The organism is Rubrivirga sp. S365, from assembly GCF_032248475.1.
GTDB classification, from domain to species: Bacteria; Bacteroidota; Rhodothermia; order Rhodothermales; family Rubricoccaceae; genus Rubrivirga; species Rubrivirga litoralis.
Map to the genome: position 1 here is coordinate 1,915,838 of NZ_JAVTTN010000001.1, position 22,713 is coordinate 1,938,550.

Sequence of the window (22,713 nt, forward strand, 5' to 3'; positions counted from 1 at the left end):
ATGATTGTAGAGGTCCGGCACCGCAGCGGGACCTTCACCTTCGTCTGTAGCCTCTCCTGTGCCGACTTACACCGCCTACGGGCTCACGCTCGACTCTGAATTCCCTTTCCCCGAGCTCGTCGAGGTCGAACCGACTGGCCCCCCCGACGTCGAGCTCGTGTACGGCACGGTCCGGTGGGACGCGAGCGGGGGCGGCGACCGCATCGCCGGCCAGTTCGAGGACGTCGCCCGGTTCGAGCTCACGGGCGGCCGTCGGATCGTTGTCGAGGAGCTCCGCGAGGCCGACGAGGAGGCGATCCGGGCGCGCCTGCTCGGCGAGATCTTCGCGACGCTGCTCCGCCAGCGGGGCCACCTCGTGCTCCACGCTTGCGCCGTCGCCGGGCGGGGCGGGGCGGTCTGCGTCATCGGCGAGTCGGGGTGGGGCAAGTCGACGCTCGCCGAGGCGTTCCACCAGCGGGGCTACGCGCTCCTCACCGACGACGTGGCCGCGTTCACGACCCGGCCCGGTCAGCGGCCCGAGGTGGTCCCGTCCTACCCCCAGATCCGGCTCCGCGACGACGCGGCCATGTTCTTGGCCCCGGGCGGGGACGGCCTGACGCCGATCTCGCGGAACGGGCCGAAGCTGGCCCGCTCCAACGTCGAGATGGCCGACGACCCCATTCCGGTCGCCGCGGCGTACTTCCTGGAGCCCGGCTTCCGGGAGCAGACGGCGATCGTGGACGTCCCGGCCCAGAACGCCGTCGTCCAGCTTATCGCACACACGCGGGCGCGGACGCTCATCCACACGAACACGCCGGCGCTCCTGACCCAGCACCTCCAGCAGTGTTCTGACTTTGTTCGGACCGTCCGGCCCCGGCTGCTCCAGCGGCGGCACTCGTTCGAGGCGCTCGGCGAGGTCATGGCCGCCGTCGAGGCCGATGCCGGCGTCGGCCCGCTCGAGGCCCGCCCCACCCCGCCCCGCCCGACGTCATGAGGAAGCCCGACCTGTCCCGCGAAAACGTCCGGGCGTGGGCCGTGCGCGCGCGCGCGACGGTCGACCTGCTGTGGAGTGCCGCCCCGCTCTGGACCGTCCTGTGGCTGGCGCTCCTCGCCGTGCAGGGCGTGCTCCCCGCCGCGCTCGTCGCGCTCACGAAGTGGGTCATCGACGCCATGAACATGGCCGTCGGGATGGGCCGGTCGTGGGACACCGTCGAGGTCGTGGCCGTCCCGACGCTGCTCATGGGCGGCGTCTTCCTGCTCCAGCGCGTGCTGGGCGGGGTGATCCAGTGGGTGTCGGTCGCCCAGTCCGAGTACGTCGAGGACTACGTGACGAACCTGGTCCAGCAGAAGGCGTCGACGGTCGACTTCGAGTTCTACGAGGCGCCCGAGTACCACGACCTCATGGAGCAGGCGCAGAGCCAGGGGACGACGCGCGTGCTCCAGCTGATCCAGAACGGGGGCTCGCTGCTCCAGACGAGCGTGACGCTGTTTTCGATCGGCGTCATCCTCATCGGGTACGGCCTGTGGATCCCGCTCGCGCTCATCGTCAGCGCGGTCCCCGTCCTCGCCGTCGTGCTGTACTACAACCGCCAGCAGCACACGTGGTGGACCGGCGCCACCCCGCGCCGGCGCCGCGCGCAGTACTACGGCATCCTGCTGACGACGATGCAGTCGGCCGCCGAGGTGCGGATGAACCGGCTCGACGGCCCGCTCATCCGCGGCTACCGGGCGCTCCGCGAGCGGCTCCGCTCGGAGCGCCTCGTGCTCGTGCGCAACCAGGCGCTCGGGCGGTTCGGGGCCGCCGTGGTCTCGCTCCTCGTGACCGGCGTCGTCATGGGCTGGGTCGTGTGGCAGGCGTTCGCGGGCGACGCCACGCTGGGCGACCTGGCCGCGTTCTACCAGGCGTTCACGCAGGCCCAGACCGTGACTGGGACGGCGCTCACGAGCGCGGGCGCGGTTTACGCCAACTCGCTGTTCCTGCGCCACCTGTTCGACTTTCTCGACCTTGAGCCCCGCGTCGTCGACCCGCCCGACCCCAAGCCGTTCCCGGCCCAGCTTGCGGAGGGCGTCCGCTTCGAGGACGTTACGTTCTCTTACCCGGGCACGACCCGGAACGCGCTGGAGGGTTTCTCGCTTGAGATCCCGGCCGGCAAGACGGTCGCGATCGTGGGCGAAAACGGGGCGGGCAAGAGCACGTTCATCAAGCTCCTGTGCCGGTTCTACGACCCGGACCAGGGCCGCGTGACCGTCGACGGGACGGACCTCCGCGAGTTCGCGCTCGCCGACGTCCGCCGGCGGACGGCCGTCCTTTTCCAGTTCCCCATGCGGTACCAGATGACGGCCGAGCAGAACGTGCGCCTGGGCGACCCCGACGTCGACCCCGAGTCGCCCCGGTTCCGCGAGGCCGTCGTGGGCGCCGGCGCCGACGCGCTCGTCGACCGCCTGCCGAAGGGGGAGGAGACGCTGCTCGGGCGGTGGTTCGAGGGCGGGGTGGAGCTCTCGGGCGGCGAGTGGCAGCGGGTCGCGCTCGCGCGCGCCTTCTACCGCGAGAGCCCGCTCGTCATCCTCGACGAGCCCACGAGCTTTATGGACTCGTGGGCGGAGAACGAGTGGCTCGACCGCTTCGACCACGTCGCCGGCGACCGGACGGCCCTCATCATCACGCACCGCTTTACAACGGCCATGCGCGCCGACATCATCCACGTGATGAACGGGGGCCAGATCGTCGAGTCGGGGACCCACGACGAGCTCGTCGAGCAGCGCGGGCGCTACGCGGAGTCGTGGGCGACCCAGACGCGCCAGGCCGGGTTCGAGGGGCGAGGCGACGGCGCCCCGGCCCGTGAGCTCGCCCCGCCCCCGGGGCCGAACGCGTGAGACCGCCCGCCACCCCGCCCGCCCCGCGAACCGGGGGCGGGGTGGTCGGCGGATTCCATGTGTGCCCCCTCGGGAGAGATCTGCGAAATTCCGCGTCGCGCTCCTCGGCCGGCCGTTAGTCTGCTCACGCCGTCGGTCGGGCCGTTCCCACTCGCTTTCCTTATGCCCCTCTCTACTCTCGACCCCTCCGCCTACGAGGTGGTCCGCCTCGCCAGCCGCGCGGACCTTTCCGCCGACCGCGCCGCTGACCTCCAGGCGGCCGGCGAGCGTGTGGACTCGTGGCGGGACGTGCTCCTCGTGGCGGCCCACCACCGGGTGCTCCCGCTGCTGTACGCCCACCTCCAGCCGTGGGCGCCCCAGAACGTGCAGGACGAGCTTCACAGCTACGTGAGGCGGCGGGCGATGAGCGTGCTGTTCCTGAACGCCGAGATGGCCCGGATCGCCCGGAGCTTCGACGGGGCGGGCGTCCGGTTCCTCACGTTCAAGGGGCCGGCCTTGGCCGAGGCGTACGGCGGGACGGCCCGCCGTCCGTTCGTCGACAACGACCTGCTGATCGACCCCGCGGACTTCGACGTTGCCGCGCGGCTGCTGGGCGAGCTCGGGTTCCAGACGCGGCCGCGCTCGCCGTTCCAGCGGGCGGGGTACCTCCGGGTCAACGGCGAGTACACGTTCGGCCGCACGGCTGGCCCCCTCATCTCGACCGTCGACCTGCACACGCGGCTGGTCCCCGTGGGGTACCCCTACCACGGCCCGTTCGACGCCTTGTACCGCCGGTCCCGGATGCTCCACCTCGCGGGCGAGACCGTCCCGACGTTTGCCTGGGACGACCTGTACCTGGCTCTGGCCGTCAACGCGCTCAAGGATCAGTGGAACCGGCTGCGCCTTGCGACCGACCTGGCCGAGACCGCCCGGTTCGTACCCGACTGGGCGGCCCTCGAAGAGCGGGCGCGCCAGACGCGCTGCCTCCGCGCGCTCCACATGGCCGTGCTCGTGTCGACGGACGCCGTCGGCGCGGAGTACCCCGCACGTGTCATGGCCGCCGCCCGCGCCGACGCCCGTGCCGCGCAGCTCGCCGACCGCGTGCTGCGCCGGCTGCCGCTGGCCCACGCGGAGCCCGTGATGGAGGGGAGGGACCGGATCCGGTTTACGCTCCTCGCCCCGGACGGCGTGCGCGGCCAGCTCCAGTACCTCGCCTACGTCGGGCTCCGCCGCGTGGTGGAGCCGCTGGTCTCGGTCGAGGGCGACACCGCCTGAGACCGGGGCGCCCCGGGTCCACCCCGCCAGGCGTCCGGGTTAGCTTGGCGGCGCCGGGCTCACGGCCTCCCGCTCCCCCCGCCGACCATGCGCCCGCTCCTCCTCTTCGCCCTCCTGCTCGCCGGCGGGGCGTTCGTGCTCGCCGGTCCCCCCGCCGCTCTGGACGCCGCCCCGCCCCGCCCCGCCCCCACGCTGACCGGGCTCGGGAATCCGTTCCCGGACGTCTACCCCCGCGGCGAGTTGGACGGGAAAGGCCCGGTCCACGACCTGGCCGTCGTGGACGGGCGGGTCTACCTAGCGCACGGGTCGACCAACTCGGGCGTCCCGAACCGGCCGGTGTACTACGACGTCGAGGTCGAGGCGTGGGGCGTCGACGACGCCGTGCTGCACCAGGAGGGGATCTACAGCCTGGAGGTCGGGCCGTCGGGGCGGCTCTACGCCTCGGCCGACGACGCGATCGGGCGTCCCGCCGTCCTCATGATCCGCCGCGAGCGCGACGGGACGTGGACGGAGCGCGTGGCGGACCCGACGGAAAACCACAGCCGGCACACGTTCGAGTGGGCCGACCCGGCCACGGGCGACACGCTCGTGTTGGTCCAGAACGGGGCGCCCCACTTTCCCGACGTCTCCGTCAGCTACGACGGCGGCGAGACGTTCGTGCAGTACGGGTACGAGCCGCCGGCCGAGGACGTCAACCCGCTCCGGCGGTACACCTTCTTCCCGTTCCAGGGCGCGCTCTACGCGACCTCGTTCCAGCCCCGCGACGTGCCGGGGTACCCGGAGCAGAAGCCGCGGCCGTACCTCATCCGCTACACGGGTGACCGAGACCAGCCTTTCGCCGTCGTCTTGGCCGAGCGCGACGACGTGTTCCCCGGCTCGGGGAGCCAGATCGACGCGGTCGTCGAACTGGGGGACCACCTCGTCGTCGCGAGCGGCCGGTTCTACGCCGGGACCGCCCTCGAACGCGGACACATGAAGGAGCTCGCGGTCCCCGAACGCGCGCGCGACCTCGTCCGCGTGGGCGGGGTGGTCTACCTGCTCGGCTCCGACATCGGCGCGGGGACGTCGGCGCTGTACGAGACGCGCGACGGTGAGACGGTGCGCGAGGTGGCCCGGTTCGACCGCCCGTTCGTGGCCGTCGAGCACGCGGACGGCGCGTTCTACCTCGCCGAGAGCGGGGCGGAGGCCGAGAACACGCTCTGGCGCTACCGCCCCGCCCCATGAGCGAGCACGAGCCGCGCCGCCGCCGGTCCCGCTCTGGGTCCCGCTCCCGCTCCGAGTCCCGGTCCCGCTCCGGCCGCTCGGGCTGGGGGCCGGCCGACTGGGCGCACCTCCGCCGGGACCGGCGGATCACGGCCCAGCGCCGCCGCGCGCTCCGCCGCCGGTGGGCGGGGCGGCTGGGCGTGGGCGGGGCGGCCGCGCTCGCCGCGCTCGCCGCCGTGGGCGCCTCGGCCCGGTGGGTCCGCCCGGCGGGCGGGTGGGTGCCCCAGGTGGCGGCGCTCCTGCTGCCTGCGCTCGGGCCGGCGCTCGGGCTCTCGGCCGTGGCCGCCGGCGCGGTCGCCGTCCGGTCGCGGCGGCCGGTCTGGGGCGTCGGGGCCGTCGCGCTTGCGGCCGCGGCCGCGGCCGTGTGGGTGCGCCACCCCGCCCCGCCCCCGGCGCCGGGCGGGGCGGAGGGCCTCCGCGTGATGACGCTCAACGTCGGGCGGACGTCGTCGGAGGCCGCTTACCGCGTGGCCGACTACGTCCAGCGCACGGAGCCCGACGTCGTGTTCCTCCAGGAGGCCGACGCGCGGTCGATCGTCGTGGACGGGCAGCGCCTGCGGATCTACCACCCGACCATCGAGGCCATCCTCTCGTCGGGGGCGTACCGGGTGGGCGGCGGCGTCGACACGCTCGTCGCGCGGGAGCGGGGGCCGGCCAACCGGCAGGTGTTCCTGACCCGGCTCCCCGTGCTCGCCCACGAGGCCGGCGAGCTGGGGCCGCCCAACACCGAGCCCAGCGTGTACGCCCGAGCCGAAGTCTCGTGGCGCGGCCGCCGCGTCGCGCTCTACAACGTACACCTCCGCCCGTTCAACCCGACGGCCGAGTGGTCAGTCGAGCGGATGACGAGCCCGGCCGTGTGGGCCGAGACGCCGGGCCGGCTCCGGGAGTTTTTCGCGGTCCAGGGGGAGGAGGCCGAGCGCCTCGCGGCGCTGATCGAGGCCGACCCGCTCCCCGTGGTCGTGGCCGGCGACTTTAACGCGACCGCGGACCAGTGGAGCCGCGCCCGGCTCGCGCGGCACACGCGCGAGGTGCTCGGGCGCCGGCCGTGGGCGGCGACGCGCCCCGACTCCGTCCCCGTCGCCCCGATCGACGGCGTCCTCGTGGGGGCGGGGTGGAGCGTGCGCGCCGCCTCCGTCGGGCCGCCCGGCCTTTCGGACCACCGCGCGGTGTCGGCCGAGCTGGTCTACTCGGGCGAGTAGCGGCCCGCCCCGCCCGCCTGAGCGTAGGTCCAGCGGATGGCGAACTGGAGCAACTCGGTGACCGACTCGAACCCAAGCTTCTCTTTGGCCCGCCGCCGGTAGGTCTCGACCGTCTTCCGCGACAGGTTGAGGTGGTCGGCGATGTCGTCGGGGCCGCGGCCCTGCCCGAGCAGCTGGAACACGGCCATCTCGCGGTCGGTGAGCTCGTCGAGCTGGGCCGACGACGCGGCGCCGTCGCCGCCGACGGCCGACGACGACGAGCCCCCGAGCGCCACGCGGGCGAGGATGCGCGAGGCCGCCCGGCGGGCGAGGTAGATGTCGCCGGCGGCCGCCGAGCGGACCGCGTCGAGCACGGCCGAGGTCGGCTCCGTCTTGCGGACGTAGGCCATGGCCCCGGCCCGGAGCGCGCGCTCGGCGTAGACGGCCTCGTCGTACATCGAGAACACGACGACGGCCAGCCCCGGCCGCTCGGCCCGGAGCGTCTGCACGAGGTCGAGGCCGTGGGCGTCGCCGAGCGAGATGTCGACGACGGCCACGTCGGGCCGCGCGCTCCGGGCCAGCTCGAACGCCTCGGCGGCCGATCCCGCCCCGCCCACGAGCGCCATGTCGGACTGGCCGCCGACGGCGTGGCCGACGGCGTCCCGGACGGCCGGGTGGTCGTCGACCACGATGACGGACAGGGTGCGGGGGGTCTCGAGGGGCATGGGCGGGAGGACGGTCGGGGAGAGGAGGAAAGACTACCAATGACTGTGCCAGATGCAGTGCAATTCCGCTCACCCGCCGCCGCCGTCACGCGCCCCGCCGGCCGCCCCGCCCGCGGCGAGCGGGAGCACCAGGCGGACCTCCGTCCCGGCCCCGGGGCGTCCCTCGACGGTCAGCGATGCGCCGACGCTGCGCGCGCGCCACGCCATGTTCTCCAGGCCCAGCGACCGCGACCGCGGGGCGCCGGCGTCGAACCCGACGCCGTCGTCCACGACCTCGACCACGAGGTCCCCGCCGTCGCGGCCCAGGCGAATGCGGACGGTCTCGGCGTGGGCGTGGCGGAGCGCGTTCGTCGTCGCCTCCTGGACCACCCGATAAACCTGGAGCGCGACGGCCGGATCGTCCACGTCGGCGTCGCCGTCGCGGCGGAACACGCACCGGGCCGGCCCCAGCGCGTCAACGTGCGCGGCGAGGTCGGCGAGCGCGCCGGCCACCCCGCCCGCGTCGAACGGGGGCGGGGCGAGCCCGAGGCCCACGTCGCGCACGCGGTCCAGCGCCTCAGCCGCGTAGACCGCGATGCGCCCGGCCGTCTCGGCGTCCTCGCTCGGGTCGGGGCGGGGCGGGGCGGCGATCCCCTCGCTCAGCATCCGCACAGCGGTCAGGAGCGGGCCGATGCTGTCGTGGAGGTCGCGGCCGATCCGCTCCCGCTGCTCTTCGAGCGCGCCGGCCACGGCCCGCCCCGCCCCCGTCCACTCGATGTCGTCGTGGAACACGACGACGGCCCCGCCCTCGGACCCCGCCGCGGGGTCGAGCGCCGCGGCGTTCCCCTCGCCGGCGGCCTGGAGGTCGCTGAGCGCGCGGCCCCGGAGGGCGTCGCCGCCGGCGACGCCGAAGAGGAGCGCGGCGGCGCGGTTAGCGTACGTGACGCGCCCGCCGACGAGGACGACCGTCGGGGCGGGGTGGACGTCGAGCACCCGCCACCCTGCTCCATCTGCCGCCTCGCCGCCCCGCCGCTCCAGGTGCGCCCCGAGCACGTCGGCCAGGGGCGCGAGCGCGTCGCGGTACGCTTCGGCGGGCACGTCGCCGGCGTCGACCTCGACGCGGAGCCGCCCGGCTAGCAGGCCGTCCGTGAGGACGGACACGTCGAATGGCGTCGTGGCGGTGCCTGTCGCCGTGTCGGGCGGGGCGGTCCACGTTGCCGGCGGCCGGAGCGCGTCCACCCCGCCCCCCGGGGCGGGGGTAAAGGAGACCGCACGGGCGCCGAGGGCGCGTCCGAGCACGTCCAGGGCGGCCTCGACGCCGGCCTCCGGCGTCGTGATTAGAAAGCGGGCTGTCTGTCCCAGTGCACGGTGAGCGGCGTGGAGTGGGGCGGGGCGGGGGAGGGAAGGCAAGCGTCGGAGGGGCGGGGGGCGGGGAAGCCGGTCCCGTGTGGCGAGCCGGCCACTGTCCCGCAACAAGCGGGCCGCCACCGGCCGTACCTGCGGCCGATAGGCCCCGGACGCGTTCCGCTCTTGTGACGTCTCGGCGGTGTGTTTAGAAAGCGAGGCGAGCGCTCGATCACCCTATAAACACCCGCCTTTGCCATGCGCTTTGCCCTCGTCACCGCCGCCCTCGTCGGGGCCATGTCCATGCTCCTCGCCGACCCCGAGACGGTCGAGCGCGGCACCGAGGGCGCGGGCCGCTACCTCGACGGCCTCGTCGGCGGCTACGTCGAGGTCCAGCGGGTCAAGGCCGTCGAGGCGCTGGAGCGGGGCGAGCACGAGGCGGCTCTTACGTCCCTCCGCGACCTGGCCGAGGCGGGCGACTCCGAGGCCGCCGGCATCGTGGCCGAGTGCTACCAGACAGGCCAGTGCGGCGTGCCGGCCGACCGCCGCGAGGCCGAGCGGTGGGGCCGGCACGCCGCCCCGCCCTCGGACGCGAGCGGGGAGGAGGGGTAGCGGGCGGGGCGGAGGTCTGGCCTGCGAGCTCGATGTCTCAGCCGGGCACCGGGCAAATCCCGAAGCGGGACAGGGCGGCGAATCGTCACAGAAAACTACCCCGGCGCCGATGGCCTCGCATGTAGAATGAGGACTGGCCCCCTACTTGCTCTCCTGGAGGCTCACGTCACCGCCTCCGCCTCTCTCTTAGGATTATGAACATCGCCGTCGTCGGAACTGGATACGTCGGGCTCGTCTCGGGCACCTGCTTTGCCGAGATGGGCAACCAGGTCACCTGCGTCGACATCGACGCGGGCAAAGTCGACAGCCTCCGCGACGGGCGGCTGACGATCTACGAGCCCGGCCTTGAGGTCTACTTCGACCGCGGACGCCGCGAGGACCGGCTCCGCTTTACGACCAGTCTCGCTGAGGCCCTCGAAGAGGCCGAGGTCGTGTTCCTCGCGCTCCCCACCCCGCCCGCCGAGGACGGCTCGGCCGACCTCCAGTACGTGCTCGGCGTGGCCGACGACATCGGCGGCCTGCTCGCCGCCAACCCCGACTGGGGCTACAAGGTGCTCGTCGACAAGAGCACGGTGCCCGTTGGCACGTCGCGGCGCGTGACCGACGCCGTCGAGGCCCACGGGCTGACGGCCGGTGAGCACTTCGACGTGGTCTCGAACCCCGAGTTCTTGCGCGAGGGCGTGGCCGTCGACGACTTCATGAAGCCCGAGCGCGTCGTCGTCGGGACGTCGTCGGAGAAGGCCGGCGAGGTCATGACCCGGCTCTACGAGCCGTTCGTCCGCCAGGGCAACCCGATCCTCCTCATGGACGAGGAGTCGGCCGAGATGACGAAGTACGCGGCCAACTCGCTGCTCGCGGCCAAGATCACGTTCATGAACGAGATCGCCAACCTCTGCGAGCGGGTCGGCGCCGACGTCGACGAGGTCCGGCGCGGGATCGGGACCGACAGCCGGATCGGGCCGAAGTTCTTGTACGCCGGCATCGGGTTCGGCGGCTCGTGCTTCCCCAAGGACGTCCAGGCCCTGCACCGGACGGCCCGCGAGGAGGGCTACAGCTTCGAGATCCTCGACGCCGTGCTCCGCGTGAACGACGAGCAGCGGAAGTCGCTCATCCCCCGAATTGTGGAGGCGCTGTCCGACGACGGCCGCCTCGACGGGAAGACGATCGGAATGTGGGGGCTCGCCTTCAAGCCGCACACCGACGACGTCCGCGAGGCGCCGGCCCACGTGCTCATCCGCGAGCTGACGGCGCTCGGGGCCGACGTGGTCGCGTTCGACCCCGAGGCCGTCGAGACCACGAAGGCCACGTTCGAGCGCGAGCCGCTCTCCGGCGACGGCGCCCTCGCGTACGCCGAGAGCGCCTACGAGGCGGCCGACGGTGCCGACGCACTCGTCGTCGCGACGGAGTGGCCCGAGTTCCGGCGCCCCGACCTCACGCGCGTCCGCCGCTCGATGACCGGCGACGCCCCGCTCGTCTTCGACGGCCGCAACGTGTTCGACCCGCAGGACATGGCCGATGCCGGCTTCACGTACCACTCGATCGGCCGCCCGCATGTGCCGCCGGTGGCCGTGGGCGACGAGGCCGGGGTCGGGCGGGGCGGCGACGCGCTCGCGTCCTAAGCCGCCCGTCCTCCTCCGCACGCGGGCGGGGCGGTACTCCCACCCCGCCCGCCTGACCGCCCCGCTCGCGATGGCTCGCCGGCCCTCGATCCTCTTTGTCAACCAGCACTACTGGCCCGACGTCGCGTCGACGGGCCAGCACCTGACGGACCTCGCCGAGCACCTCGTGCGCGCGGGCTTCGACGTGGGCGTGCTGTGCGGGCAGAGCGGGTACAAGGGGCAGCTCGACGCGCCCGCCCACGAGGTCCACAACGGCGTCGAGATCACGCGCCTGCGGACGACCTCGTTCGGGCGCGCCCGCCACCTCGGCCGGATCGTCGACTACGGCGCGTTCTACGCCCAGGTCCTGGCTCGCCTGCTGACTGGCCCGCGCGTGGACCTCGTCGTGTCGCTCACCACCCCGCCCCTGCTCTCGTTCGCGGCCTCACTGGCGAAGCGGGCGCGGGGCCAGCGCTACGCCATCTGGTCGATGGACCTCCACCCCGACGCCGAGGTCGCGCTCGGCATGCTGGACGAGGGCGGGGCGGCGGCCCGGGGCCTCCACGCGCTCAACGACGCGGGCTACCGCGGGGCCGACCTGGTCATCGACCTCGGGTTCCGCATGAAGGAGCGGATCGAGGCGAAGGGCGTGCGGCCCGAGCGGCTGACGACGATCGAGGTGTGGAGCGACGGCGACGAGGTGTACCCGGTCGCGCCCGCGGACAACCCGCTCCGCCGCGAGCTCGGGCTCCGCGACGACCAGTTCGTGGTGATGTACTCGGGCAACGCCGGGCTCGCCCACCGCTTCGATGAAGTGCTGGAGACGATGCGCCGGATGAAGGACGACGACCGCGTCTTCTTCCTCTTCGTCGGCGGCGGCCCGCGTAAGGCCGAGATTGAGGCGTTCGCCCAATCACACGGGCTCCGCAACTTCCGCTACGCGAACTACTTCCCCCGCGAGCAGTTAGCCGAGTCCCTCTCCGTCGGCGACGTGCACCTCCTGACGCTCCGCGAGGCGATGGCGGGAATCGCTGTCCCTGGCAAGCTCTACGGCATCCTCGCCGCCGGCCGGCCCGTTGTCATGGTCGGGCCGGAGCGCTCGGAGCCGGCCCGGACCATCCGCGAGGCCGGCGTCGGCGTCGTCGTCGACCCCGCCGCCGACGGCGGGCGGGGCGGGGCGGACCGCCTGGAGGCCGCCCTCCGCACGCTCGCCGACGAGCCCGCCGAACGCCGCGCGACGGGCGAGCGCGCCCGCGAGGTTTTCCTGAAGCACTACGACCGGCCCATCCTTTGCGACGCCTGGGCCGAGGCGCTCCGCGCCCAGATCCCGACTCCCGTCTCTGTTTAACCGACCCGCCAACTCTACACCCATGTCCTACGCCAGCGACCACACGCCCTCGCAGACGCCCGTCCTCGTGACCGGCGCCGGCGGCTTTATCGGTCACCACCTCGTCAACTACCTCAAGGACAAGGGCTACTGGGTCCGCGGCGTCGACGTGAAGCGGCCGGAGTTCGCCGAGACGCGGGCCGACGAGTTCGAGCTCCTCGACCTCCGGCGGTGGGACAACTGCCTCCAGGCGTGCCGCCCCGCCCAGACCGGCGAGATGGCGGGCACGCCGATCGCCCACGTCTACGCGCTCGCGGCGGACATGGGCGGGATGGGCTTCATCTCGGCCAACCACAGCCTCATCCTCCACAACAACGTCCTCATCAACACGCACACGTTGGAGGCCGCCCGCCAGAATGGGGTCCAGCGCTACTTCTACACGTCGAGCGCGTGCGTCTACCCGGAGCACCTCCAGACGACGGCCGACGCGGCCGCGCTGAAGGAGGACGACGCCTACCCGGCGGCCCCGCAAGACGCCTACGGCTGGGAAAAGCTGTTCACCGAGCTCCTCTGCCACTACTACACGGGCGACTACGACATGGAGACTCGGACCGTCCGGTTCCACAACGTCTACGGCGAGCTCGGGACGTGGGAGGGCGGCCGCGAAAAGGCGCCGGCGGCCATGATGCGGAAGACGGCCTACGCCAAGCTCCTCGGCGGCAAGGAGGGCGAGCCGGGCGGCACGCCGACGGTTGAGATCTGGGGCGACGGCGAGCAGACGCGCTCGTTCATGCACGTCGACGACTGCGTCGAGGGCGTCTACCGGCTCATGATGTCGGACTACCGCGAGCCCCTCAACCTGGGCCGTGACCGGATGGTGACGATCAACGAGCTGTGCGACATCGCCGCCGACGCCGCCGGCGTTGACGTCGTCCACGAGCACGTTGACGGCCCGATGGGCGTCCGCGGCCGGAACTCGGACAACTCGAAGCTCCGCGAGGTGCTCGGGTGGGAGCCCGAGATCCCGCTCGAGGAGGGCGTGGGTCGGACCTACGCCTGGATCGAGGACCAGCTCCGCGCCAAGCTCGACGCCGAAGGCCGCCTCCCCGCCGGCGGCGACGGCGCCGCTCAGACGGCGGCCGCGCCTGCGCAGTCCTAAGCGCTGCCCTGACCCGCCCCGCCCCGCCCACAACGCGGGCGGGGCGGTCTCCCTCAGGTCCTCCTCAAACAGTTCGTGTCCGCTCCGCCGCTCGTCTCGATCCTGATGCCCGCGTACAACGCTGAGCGGTGGCTCGCGGAGTCCATCGCGTCGGCGGCGGGGCAGACGTACCCCAACGTGGAGGTCGTCGTCGTCGACGATGGGTCGGAGGACGGGTCGGTTGAGGTCGCCCGCTCGTTTGAGGAGCGGGGGGTGAGGGTCATCGAGCAGGAGAACAAAGGAGCGTGCGCTGCACGCAACGCCGCCCTCGAAGAGTCGAACGGGGACTACATCAAGTTCCTGGACGCCGACGACGTGCTTCTGCCGGGCGCCGTAGCCGCCCAGTTTGCCGCCCTAGAGGGGGAGCCCGACGACGTGGTCCCTTTCGGGATGGCCGTCCGGTGCGACGCTGCCCTCCGCCCCCTGGCGGGGCGGCCGCCCTCAACGGACCCCGAGGGGCGGGTTGGGTCTGAGAATCTCGGGGAGAGGCTGGCGTGGTTGCTGGAACGCAACATCCAGACGTCTCGGCCGCTCCACGCGCGCCGCTTGTTGGAGCGGGTCGGGGGGTTCGACACCCGGCTCGACGGGGGGCAGGAGTACGATCTGCACATGCGGATGGTCGTGGACGGCGTCCGGTTCAAGTTCGTGCCCGAGGTGGGCGTTTTGAACCGCGACCACGCGAGCCCGCACAGGATCACGAATTCCAAGTCGAGGGGGAATGAGTACACCAGAGACTGGTGGGACGAAGTCCTCCGGCTGTTCGACGGCGAGTACCCGCCCCCCGTCCAAGACGCCTGGATTAGATCGTTGTGGAAGAGCGTGGTCCGCGACACGATTCGAGGCAACCCATCGTCGGCCAAGGAAAAGGCCGAGAGGGCTCTGGAACTAGACCCGACGCTCGACTTCGTCGAGAGCGACGTTAGGAAGAAGCTGTACTCGGTGATGCACCCTGCGACGGTCGAAAAGAACATCTTTTACTTCAAGAACAAGCTGCCGAGCCGGCTCCGGCCCTAGCTGGATTCCAGGAGCGAGACGACGCCGAGCCCACACCGCGCGTCCCAACGCAGAGAGGCTGCCACGACCGTTCTCCGCCCCGCCATCACCCCCGACCCTATGCCCCGTACGCTCATCACCGGCGGCGCCGGTTTCCTCGGCTCCCACCTCTGCGACCGCTTCCTGGCCGAAGGCCACGAGGTCGTCTGCATGGACAACCTCATCACGGGGAACCCAGACAACATCGCCCACCTGATCGGCAACCCGGGCTTCGAGTTCGTCAAGCACGACGTTTCGACCTTCATCTACGTCGCGGGCGAGGTCGACAACGTGCTCCACTTTGCGAGCCCGGCGAGCCCCATCGACTACCTCAAGCTGCCCATCCAAACGCTCAAGGTGGGGTCCTTGGGGACGCACAACGCGCTCGGACTCGCCAAGGCCAAGGACGCCCGGTTCCTGCTCGCGTCCACGTCCGAGGTGTACGGTGACCCGCAGGTCCACCCGCAGCCCGAGACGTACTGGGGGCACGTCAACCCGGTCGGCTCGCGCGGGGTGTACGACGAGGCCAAGCGGTTTGCTGAGGCCATGACGATGGCGTACCACACGTACCACGGGCTCGAGACGCGCATCCTGCGCATCTTCAACACCTATGGTCCGCGCATGCGGCTCGACGACGGCCGCGCGCTGCCCGCGTTTATGGGGCAGGCGCTCCGCGGCGAGCCCATCACCGTCTTCGGCGACGGCTCGCAGACGCGGTCCTTCCAGTACGTCGACGACCTCGTCGAGGGCATCTGGCGGCTCCTCCACTCGGACGAGTCCGACCCTGTCAACATCGGCAACCCGGACGAGGTGTCGATCAAGGAGTTCGCCGAGGAGGTCGTCGCCCTCACCGGGTCCGACTCGACGATCACCTACGAGGACCTCCCCGCCGACGACCCGCAGGTGAGGCAGCCCGACATTACGCGCGCCCGCGAGATCCTCGGCTGGACGCCGAGCGTGGACCGCGCCGAGGGGCTGCGGCGGACGCTCGCGTACTTCCAGGAGCAGGTCGAGGCCACCGCCTAGCCACCCCGCCCCGCCCACGTACGTCAACAGGAGCGGGGCGGCGTCACCCTCAACATTATGTGCGGGATCGCCGCCCAGTTTGCCTACCGCTCCGGCGCCCCCGACCCGGCGGCGCTCACCGCCGCGTGCAGCCGGATGGCCTCGCGCGGCCCCGACGCCGACGGCTTCTGGGCGAGCGACGACGGCCGCGTCGGGTTGGGCCACCGGCGGCTCTCGATCATCGACCTTTCGCCGGGCGGCGCGCAGCCGATGCAGGTCGGGGGCGAGGGCGGGGCGGTGACCGTCGTCTACAACGGCGAGATCTACAACTACGAGGCGCTCAAGCGCGGGCTCGAAGCGCGCGGACACCGCTTCCGGTCGACGTCCGACACGGAAGTCCTGCTCCGGCTCTACCAGGAGGAGGGCGAGGGGTTCGTCGAGCGCCTCCGCGGCATGTTCGCGCTCGCGCTCTGGGACGCCGAGCGGGGCGGCCTCCTCCTCGCCCGCGACCCGTACGGGATCAAGCCGCTCTACGTCGCCGACGACGGCCGCACGCTGAAGGCGGCGTCGCAGGTCAAGGCGCTGCTCTCGATGGGCGGGGTGGATACCGAACCGGACCCGGCGGGCCACGCGGGCTTTTTCCTGTGGGGCCACGTCCCCGAGCCGCACACGCTCTACCGCGGCGTCCGGGCGTTCCCGCCCGGCCACACGCAGTGGGTCGACGGCGACGGCGCGCGGCCGCCCCGCCCGTTCGCGTCGATCACGGACACGCTGGAGCACGCCGAGCGGAGCAGGCCGCCCGCCGGCGACCCGGCGACGATCGTCCGCGAGGCGCTGCTCGACTCGGTGCGGGCGCACCTCGTGGCCGACGTCCCGGTCGGCGTGTTCCTGTCGGCCGGGCGGGACTCGACGGCGCTGGCCGGACTCGCGGCCGAGGCCGGCGGGCGGCTGCGGACCGTCACGCTCGGGTTCGAGGAGTACGCCGGTACGCCGGACGACGAGGTGCCCCTCGCCGAGTCCGTTGCCCAGTTTTACGGCGCCGAGCACCAGACCGTCCGCGTGGGCGCCGACGCGTTTCGGGCCGCGTTCCCCGGGTTCATGGACGCCATGGACCAGCCGACGCTGGACGGCCTCAACTCGTACCTCGTCAGCCAGGCCGCCGCGCAGAGCGGGCTGAAGGTGGCGCTCTCCGGGCTGGGCGGCGACGAGTTGTTCGGCGGCTACCCCAGCTTTGCCGAGATCCCGCGCCTCGTCGGCGCGCTCGGGCCGGTGCCCGGGAGCGCCGCGCTCGGGCGCGGGCTCCGCGCCGTCTCCGCCCCGCTCCTGGCCCGGCTGGGCGGCGAGCGCGTCCCGCCGAAGCTGGCCGGCGTGGTCGAGTACGGTGGCGACTACGCCGGCGCCTACCTCCTCCGGCGTGGCCTGTTCATGCCCTGGGAGCTCCCCGAAATCCTCGGCCCCGACCTCGCGCGGGCGGGGTGGGAGGCGCTCCAGCCGCTCGCGCAGTTGGGCGAGACGGTCGGCCGCATCGAGACGCCGCGGCTCCGCGTGACGGCGCTCGAATCGGCCCACTACATGCGCTCGCAGCTGCTCCGCGACACGGACTGGGCGAGCATGGCGCACTCGCTCGAAGTCCGCGTCCCGCTCGTGGACTGGGCGCTGCTCCGGCGGCTCGCCCCGCTCCTGGCCGCCCACCCGAGCGTGGGCAAGCAGACGATGGCGGCCGCCGCCCGCCCCGCCCTCCCGCCGGCCATCACGGACCGGCCGAAGACCGGGTTCACGACGCCCGTCCGCCAGTGGCTCGTCGAGAGCGGGGAGGTGTCGGCGGCCGACCGCGGGCTCCGCGGCTGGGCCAAGTACGTGTACCGGCGGCAGACTGAGGCCGCCCCGCCCGCATCGGTCCCCGTGGGCGGGGTGGCCGCGTGAGGCTGCTCGCGCTCGTGACCGACGCCTGGGGCGGCCGCGGCGGCATCGCCAAGGTCAATCGGGACTTTCTGGCCGCGTTCGCCGAGCACCCGGCGGTCGATGAGGTCGTCGTCTTGCCGCGCGTGATCGTCGAGGCGCCCGGCCCCACCCCGCCCGGCGTCGACTACCGGACTGAGGCGGCGGGCGGGGCGGCGGCGTTCCTCCGCGCGTTCGGGGCCGTGCTCGCGCGGGGCGGATACGACGGCGTCGTCGGCGGCCACCTCAACCTGACGCCGCTCGCGGCCGTCGCCGCGATGCGCGCGCGCGCGCCGTGGTTCTTTATCGTCCACGGCGTCGACGGGTGGGGGCCGGAGCACTGGCCGCAGTCGTACGGGGCGGGGCGGGAGGCCGCCGTGCGCTGGGCCGTTCAGCGCGCCGACGCGTTCGTGTCGGTGAGCGACCTCACGCGGCAGCGGTTCTCGCAGTGGATGGGCGTCCCGGCCGAGCGCGGCGTGGTCATCCCCAACAGCGTCGACGTGAGCGCGTTTGGCGTCGGCCCCAAACGCACCGACTTGTTGGAGCGCTACGGGCTGGGCGGCAAGACGGTCGTGATGACGCTCGCCCGGCTCTCGGCGGCCGAGCAGTACAAGGGGATCGACGAGACACTCGAGGCCCTCCCCGCCCTCGTGCCCGAGTTCCCGGACCTGGCCTACCTCGTGTGCGGGAGCGGCGACGACCGCGAGCGCCTGGAGGCGAAGGCGCGGGCGCTCGGGCTCGCGGACCGCGTCGTGTTCGCGGGCTACGTGGCCGAGGACGAGAAGGCCGACCACTACCGGCTGGCCGACGCCTTCTCGATGCCGGGGCGGGGCGAGGGGTTCGGGATCGTCTACCTCGAGGCACTCGCGTGCGGCGTGCCCGTCGTGGCGTCGTCGGCGGACGCGAGCCGCGAGGCCGTCCTGAACGGCGAGATCGGCACGATCGTGGACCCCGACAGTCCGGCGTCCGTCGTGGACGGCCTGCGCACGGCGCTCCGCCAGCCGGCGGGCGTGCCCGACCGGCTCGACCACTTTTCGGCCGCCCGCTTCGCCGACCGCTGGCGGTCCGTGGTCGACCGCGTATTTCTTCCCGCCTAGAGCACCCTTCGGGTGGGTACTCGGTACGAGGTACGGTCCGATCTGACCTCGACGCACGCGTACCCCGTACCGAGTACCCGGTACCCACCCGCATCTTGCTCTAGGGTGTACACCTGCGGTTTCCGGTCGGGCCGCCCCGCCCGCGTCTCGTCCGTGAGGAGCGGGGCGGGGTGGAGGCCGCGCGTTGGCGCCGGGTTCGTGCGATCCTCGCTCGGCCGCCCCGCCCCGCCCGCCGCATGGACGTTCTCGACGCCGCCCTCGACGCCGCCCTCGACGCCGCCCTCGACGCCGCCCTCGCCGGCGGGGCCGCCATCCTCCCGCTCTACGGCCGCCCGCTCCCGGTCGACCACAAGGCCGACGACTCGCCGCTGACGCAGGCCGACACCGCGGCACACCGGGCGATCGTCGGCCGGCTCGAGGCGACCGGCCTCCCCGTCCTCTCCGAAGAGGGCGATCCCGAAGGCGCCGACCGCCGCGACTGGCGCCGGTTCTGGTGCGTCGACCCGCTCGACGGGACGAAGGAGTTCGTCAAGGGCGCCGCCACCTCGCCCATCACGTCTGGCGAGTTCACGGTCAACGTCGCGCTCATTGAGGACGGCGCGCCTGTCCTGGGCGTCGTCCACGTCCCGGTCCACGGCGTCACCTACTACGCGGCGGGCGGGGCGGCGTGGAAGCGGACGGGCGGGGCGGAGCCGGTGCCGATCTCGACGCGCCGGGCGCCCGAGGGCAGCCTCACCGTTGTCGCGAGCCGGGACCACGCGGGCGCCGAGGTCGACGCGATCCTCGCCCGCGTCGAGGCCGACGGACGCGCGGTCGAGGCGGCGTCGATGGGGTCGTCGCTCAAGTTCTGCCTCGTCGCCGAAGGCCAAGCCGACTTCTACCCGCGGACCGTCCCGACCTTCGAGTGGGACACGGCCGCGGCGCAGGCCGTCGTCGAGGCCGCCGGCGGCGGCGTCGCCACGCGCGACGGTGCCCGACTAGCGTACAACAAGAGCGACCTCCGTAACCCGTCCGTCTTCTGCTGGGGCGACTCCGCCCTCGACTGGCGGCGCTGGCTGGCCGACTCGTGACGCCGCCCCGCCCCGCGCGTCCAACGTCGAGGGCGGGGTGGTCTGCGCGGCGGCGAAAGAACCCAGCAGCCATGCTCGTGCGGAGGCCTGGATTCGGTGAGGCTGCCGCCTCGTAAACCGTAGGGTAGGGCAAGGGTGGGGGCGCATCCGAGACGCAGAAAACGACGCGAGCGACCGCGATGGTCTGGCCCCATCTAGTCGTCCCCCTCATGCCCGCCCGCCGCCCCGCCCCTAGCTTGTCCCGCCCCGCCGCCCCCGTACGCATGGACCGCCCCGCCCGCACGTCGCACCTCCGCGCGCTCGAAGCCGAGGCCATCTACGTCATGCGCGAGGTGGCCGCGCAGTTCGAGCGGCCGGTCCTGCTGTTCTCCGGCGGCAAGGACTCGATCCTCATGGTGCACCTGGCGCAGAAGGCGTTCCACCCCGCCCCGATCCCGTTCCCGCTGCTCCACGTGGACACGGGCCACAACTTCCCCGAGACCATCGCCTTCCGCGACCAGCTCGTCGAGCGGCTGGGCCTGCGGCTCCACGTGGGGAGCGTCCAGGAGGCCATCGACGCCGGGCGCGTGGTCGAGGAGACCGGACCCGAGGCGAGCCGGAACGGGCTCCAGATCGTCCCGCTCCTCGACGCCCTCATCGAGCACCGCTTCGACGCCGCCTTCGGCGGCGGCCGCCGCGACGAGGAGAAGGCCCGCGCCAAAGAGCGGTTCTTCTCGCACCGTGACCGCTTTGGCCAGTGGGACCCCAAGAACCAACGGCCCGAGCTCTGGAACCTCTACAACGGCCACAAGAACGTGGGCGAGACGTTCCGGGTGTTCCCGCTCTCGAACTGGACCGAGATGGACGTCTGGCAGTACATCGCACTCGACGGCGTCGAGGTCCCCGACCTCTATTTTGCCCACGAGCGCGAGGTGTTCAGCCGCCGCGGCACGCTCCTCGCCACGACGGACTTCGTCGAGCTCCAGCCCGGCGAGACGGCCGCGCGCCGGTCCGTCCGGTTCCGCACGATCGGCGACGCCACGTGCACCGGCGCCGTCGAGAGCACGGCCGCCACACCCGCCGAGATCGTCCGGGAGGTGACCGCCGCGCGCCAGACCGAGCGGGGCGGCCGCCACGACGACAAGCGCTCGGAGGCGGCCATGGAGGACCGCAAAAAGCAGGGCTACTTCTAGCGGTTGCGTATCGCGTGTCGCGTGTTCCTCCGCACGTAGCACCCCCACGCAACACGAGACACGCAACAGGCCCCGATGCAGACCGACCGCCCCGCCCCGACCGCCCCGCCCGCCGACGGCGGCGACGCCTACCTCGACATGGACCTCCTCCGGTTCACGACGGCCGGGAGCGTCGACGACGGGAAAAGCACGCTGATCGGGCGGCTCCTCTACGACTCGAAGTCGATCTTCGAGGACCAGCTGGCCGCCGTCGAGGAGGCCTCGCGCGCGCGCGGGATGACCGGCGACGACAACGTGCCCAACCTGGCTCTTTTCACCGACGGGCTCCGGGCCGAGCGCGAGCAGGGCATCACGATTGACGTGGCGTACCGCTACTTCGCCACGCCCCGGCGCAAGTTCATCATCGCCGACACGCCGGGCCACGTCCAGTACACCCGAAACATGGTGACGGGCGCCTCGACGGCCGACCTCGCCATCATCCTGCTCGATGCCCAGCGCGGCGTCCAGACGCAGTCGAAGCGCCACGGCTTTATCGCCTCGCTGCTCGGCATCCCGCACGTGGTCGTGGCGGTCAACAAGATGGACCTCGTGGACTACCGCGAGGACGTGTTCGACGCCTTCCGGCGCGAGTACCTCGACTTCGCGGCCAAGCTGGACGTGAAGGACATCGAGTTCATCCCGGTCTCGGCGCTCCGCGGCGACAACGTGGTCGAGCGAAGCGAGCGGACGCCGTGGTACCAGGGGCCGACGCTGCTCCACCACCTGGAGAGCGTGAACGTGGCGGCCGACCGGAACCTCCGCGACTTCCGGTTCCCGGTCCAGACCGTGATCCGCCCCGACCCGTCGTTCCGCGGCTTCGCCGGGACCGTCGCGAGCGGGGCGGTCCGGCCCGGCGAGGAGATCCTCGCGCTCCCGGCCGGCACGCGCTCGCGCGTGGCCTCGGTGACCACGTTCGACGGCGACCTCGACGAGGCCCGCGCCGGCGAGGCCGTCGTGGTCACGCTCGAGGACGAGATCGACGTGAGCCGCGGCGACATGCTGGTCCGCCCGGGGAACCTCCCCAGCGTCGAGACGGCCGTCGAGGCCATGGTCTGCTGGATGGACGAGGAGCCGCTCCAGCGCGAGCGCCACTACCTCCTCCGCCACACGACGCGCGAGGTGAAAGCGTTCGTCGACGAGCTCGTCTACCGCGTCGACGTCGACACACTCCACCGCGAGGACGCCGACACGCTGGGCCTGAACGACATCGGCCGCGTGCGCGTGACGACGGCCGCCCCGCTCTTTTTCGACCCGTACCGGGTCAACCACGAGACGGGCGCGTTCGTTCTCATCGACCCGTACTCGAACGCGACCGTCGCCGCGGGCATGATCCGCGGCGCGGCCCGGAGCCCCGACGAGGTGGCCGAGCGTGCGGCCCGCCTCGAACGATCGGCCAACGCCGCGTCGGCGTCGGGGGCGGGGCGGTCGGTCTCGCCGAACGTGACGTGGGAGGGCCTGAACGTCCCCCGCGAGGACCGCGAGCGGCGCCAGGGGCACGAGGCCGCCGTCGTCTGGTTCACAGGCCTCTCGGGCTCGGGCAAGTCGACCGTCGCGCGCGCGCTCGAACGCGAGCTGTTCGAGGGCGGGGTGGGGACCATGCTCCTCGACGGCGACCAGGTACGCCACGGGCTGAACGGCGATCTCGGGTTCAGCCCCGACGACCGCCGCGAGAACGTCCGCCGCATCGGCGAAGTCGCCCGCCTGTTCTTCGAGAGCGGGGCGGTCACGCTGTGCACGTTCGTCTCGCCCTACCGCGCCGACCGCGACCGCGTGCGCGCGCTGGTCCCCGGCGGCCGCTTTTTCGAGGTCCACGTCGACGTGGACGTCGAGACCGCGAAGGCCCGCGACCCGAAGGGCGTCTACGCGAAGGCCGAGCGGGGCGAGATCCAGAACCTCACCGGCGTCTCGGCTCCTTACGAGGCGCCCGACGCCCCCGAGATCACGCTGCGCACGAAGGACATGAGCGTGGACGAGGCGGTCGCGGCCGTCCGCGCGGCGCTCGTGGCGGCGGGCGTGGTGCCAGAGTAGG

At 72.7% G+C, this 22,713-nt stretch carries 18 protein-coding genes; 16 read left to right on the forward strand and 2 right to left on the reverse strand.

The features are described from left to right. Positions 1–58: 58 nt before the first annotated feature. From RQM47_RS08280 to RQM47_RS08300, 5 genes are all read left to right on the forward strand, one after another. On the forward strand, positions 59–973 hold the full coding sequence (locus RQM47_RS08280) for a hypothetical protein (protein WP_311662566.1): 915 nt from the start codon (positions 59–61) through the stop codon (positions 971–973). Further along, positions 970–2,853 (forward strand): ABC transporter ATP-binding protein, encoded by a 1,884-nt coding sequence (locus tag RQM47_RS08285; protein ID WP_314008423.1) that lies wholly within the window; start codon positions 970–972, stop codon positions 2,851–2,853. Before RQM47_RS08280 ends, RQM47_RS08285 begins: the two co-directional genes overlap by 4 nt. Before the next feature lie 162 nt (positions 2,854–3,015). Next, positions 3,016–4,107, forward strand: coding sequence for a nucleotidyltransferase family protein (locus RQM47_RS08290; RefSeq protein WP_311662564.1), 1,092 nt, complete (start codon positions 3,016–3,018; stop codon positions 4,105–4,107). A gap of 87 nt (positions 4,108–4,194) precedes the next feature. After that, complete coding sequence (locus tag RQM47_RS08295; protein ID WP_311662563.1) at positions 4,195–5,331, forward strand: hypothetical protein; 1,137 nt, start codon at positions 4,195–4,197, stop codon at positions 5,329–5,331. Next, complete coding sequence (locus RQM47_RS08300) at positions 5,328–6,569, forward strand: endonuclease/exonuclease/phosphatase family protein (protein WP_314008425.1); 1,242 nt, start codon at positions 5,328–5,330, stop codon at positions 6,567–6,569. The genes RQM47_RS08295 and RQM47_RS08300 overlap by 4 nt, the downstream gene beginning before the upstream one ends. On the opposite strand, the gene RQM47_RS08305 is transcribed toward RQM47_RS08300, so the two are convergent. Continuing rightward, on the reverse strand, positions 6,554–7,273 hold the full coding sequence (locus RQM47_RS08305) for a response regulator transcription factor (protein ID WP_314008428.1): 720 nt from the start codon (positions 7,271–7,273) through the stop codon (positions 6,554–6,556). The genes RQM47_RS08300 and RQM47_RS08305 overlap by 16 nt on opposite strands. Before the next feature lie 69 nt (positions 7,274–7,342). Further along, positions 7,343–8,662 carry an ATP-binding protein gene (locus RQM47_RS08310; protein ID WP_314008432.1) on the reverse strand — a complete coding sequence of 440 codons (1,320 nt, stop codon included), beginning with the start codon at positions 8,660–8,662 and terminating at the stop codon, positions 7,343–7,345. 192 nt (positions 8,663–8,854) lie between these two features. On the opposite strand from RQM47_RS08310, the gene RQM47_RS08315 reads away from it, so the two are divergent. The 11 genes from RQM47_RS08315 (at position 8,855) to cysN (ending at position 22,712) form a co-directional block, all read left to right on the forward strand. Beyond that, positions 8,855–9,208, forward strand: coding sequence for a hypothetical protein (locus tag RQM47_RS08315; protein WP_311662559.1), 354 nt, complete (start codon positions 8,855–8,857; stop codon positions 9,206–9,208). 194 nt (positions 9,209–9,402) lie between these two features. Beyond that, positions 9,403–10,827 (forward strand): UDP-glucose/GDP-mannose dehydrogenase family protein, encoded by a 1,425-nt coding sequence (locus RQM47_RS08320; RefSeq protein WP_311662558.1) that lies wholly within the window; start codon positions 9,403–9,405, stop codon positions 10,825–10,827. Positions 10,828–10,897: 70 nt separating this feature from the next. Further along, positions 10,898–12,154 carry a glycosyltransferase family 4 protein gene (locus RQM47_RS08325; protein WP_314008436.1) on the forward strand — a complete coding sequence of 419 codons (1,257 nt, stop codon included), beginning with the start codon at positions 10,898–10,900 and terminating at the stop codon, positions 12,152–12,154. A gap of 22 nt (positions 12,155–12,176) precedes the next feature. Continuing rightward, a complete protein-coding gene (locus RQM47_RS08330; protein WP_311662556.1) occupies positions 12,177–13,292 on the forward strand; it encodes an NAD-dependent epimerase/dehydratase family protein in 1,116 nt (371 codons plus the stop codon). A gap of 75 nt (positions 13,293–13,367) precedes the next feature. After that, on the forward strand, positions 13,368–14,345 hold the full coding sequence (locus tag RQM47_RS08335) for a glycosyltransferase family 2 protein (protein WP_314008438.1): 978 nt from the start codon (positions 13,368–13,370) through the stop codon (positions 14,343–14,345). A 99-nt stretch (positions 14,346–14,444) separates the two neighbouring features. Next, the gene (locus tag RQM47_RS08340) at positions 14,445–15,389 is read left to right on the forward strand and encodes a UDP-glucuronic acid decarboxylase family protein (protein ID WP_314008441.1); all 945 of its coding nucleotides are present in this window, start codon (positions 14,445–14,447) and stop codon (positions 15,387–15,389) included. Positions 15,390–15,446: 57 nt separating this feature from the next. After that, positions 15,447–17,291, forward strand: coding sequence for an asparagine synthase (glutamine-hydrolyzing) (gene asnB, locus RQM47_RS08345; RefSeq protein WP_314008444.1), 1,845 nt, complete (start codon positions 15,447–15,449; stop codon positions 17,289–17,291). Further along, a complete protein-coding gene (locus RQM47_RS08350) occupies positions 17,288–18,403 on the forward strand; it encodes a glycosyltransferase family 4 protein (RefSeq protein ID WP_314008447.1) in 1,116 nt (371 codons plus the stop codon). Before asnB ends, RQM47_RS08350 begins: the two co-directional genes overlap by 4 nt. A gap of 236 nt (positions 18,404–18,639) precedes the next feature. Continuing rightward, the gene (gene cysQ, locus RQM47_RS08355) at positions 18,640–19,473 is read left to right on the forward strand and encodes a 3'(2'),5'-bisphosphate nucleotidase CysQ (RefSeq protein WP_314008449.1); all 834 of its coding nucleotides are present in this window, start codon (positions 18,640–18,642) and stop codon (positions 19,471–19,473) included. 263 nt (positions 19,474–19,736) lie between these two features. After that, the gene (cysD, locus tag RQM47_RS08360; protein ID WP_314008452.1) at positions 19,737–20,645 is read left to right on the forward strand and encodes a sulfate adenylyltransferase subunit CysD; all 909 of its coding nucleotides are present in this window, start codon (positions 19,737–19,739) and stop codon (positions 20,643–20,645) included. A 138-nt stretch (positions 20,646–20,783) separates the two neighbouring features. Next, the gene (cysN, locus tag RQM47_RS08365) at positions 20,784–22,712 is read left to right on the forward strand and encodes a sulfate adenylyltransferase subunit CysN (RefSeq protein WP_409945968.1); all 1,929 of its coding nucleotides are present in this window, start codon (positions 20,784–20,786) and stop codon (positions 22,710–22,712) included. Position 22,713: the final 1 nt, after the last annotated feature.

What these genes read in the sequence shown, in the direction of transcription:
- RQM47_RS08285 (WP_314008423.1), top strand. Translation starts at nt 970, where the DNA reads ATGAGGAAGCCCGACCTGTCCCGCGAAAACGTCCGGGCGTGGGCCGTG.
- RQM47_RS08290 (WP_311662564.1), top strand. Translation starts at nt 3,016, where the DNA reads ATGCCCCTCTCTACTCTCGACCCCTCCGCCTACGAGGTGGTCCGCCTC.
- RQM47_RS08295 (WP_311662563.1), top strand. Translation starts at nt 4,195, where the DNA reads ATGCGCCCGCTCCTCCTCTTCGCCCTCCTGCTCGCCGGCGGGGCGTTC.
- RQM47_RS08300 (WP_314008425.1), top strand. Translation starts at nt 5,328, where the DNA reads ATGAGCGAGCACGAGCCGCGCCGCCGCCGGTCCCGCTCTGGGTCCCGC.
- RQM47_RS08305 (WP_314008428.1), bottom strand. Translation starts at nt 7,273, where the DNA reads ATGCCCCTCGAGACCCCCCGCACCCTGTCCGTCATCGTGGTCGACGAC.
- RQM47_RS08315 (WP_311662559.1), top strand. Translation starts at nt 8,855, where the DNA reads ATGCGCTTTGCCCTCGTCACCGCCGCCCTCGTCGGGGCCATGTCCATG.
- RQM47_RS08320 (WP_311662558.1), top strand. Translation starts at nt 9,403, where the DNA reads ATGAACATCGCCGTCGTCGGAACTGGATACGTCGGGCTCGTCTCGGGC.
- RQM47_RS08325 (WP_314008436.1), top strand. Translation starts at nt 10,898, where the DNA reads ATGGCTCGCCGGCCCTCGATCCTCTTTGTCAACCAGCACTACTGGCCC.
- RQM47_RS08330 (WP_311662556.1), top strand. Translation starts at nt 12,177, where the DNA reads ATGTCCTACGCCAGCGACCACACGCCCTCGCAGACGCCCGTCCTCGTG.
- RQM47_RS08340 (WP_314008441.1), top strand. Translation starts at nt 14,445, where the DNA reads ATGCCCCGTACGCTCATCACCGGCGGCGCCGGTTTCCTCGGCTCCCAC.
- asnB (WP_314008444.1), top strand. Translation starts at nt 15,447, where the DNA reads ATGTGCGGGATCGCCGCCCAGTTTGCCTACCGCTCCGGCGCCCCCGAC.
- cysQ (WP_314008449.1), top strand. Translation starts at nt 18,640, where the DNA reads ATGGACGTTCTCGACGCCGCCCTCGACGCCGCCCTCGACGCCGCCCTC.
- cysD (WP_314008452.1), top strand. Translation starts at nt 19,737, where the DNA reads ATGGACCGCCCCGCCCGCACGTCGCACCTCCGCGCGCTCGAAGCCGAG.
- cysN (WP_409945968.1), top strand. Translation starts at nt 20,784, where the DNA reads ATGGACCTCCTCCGGTTCACGACGGCCGGGAGCGTCGACGACGGGAAA.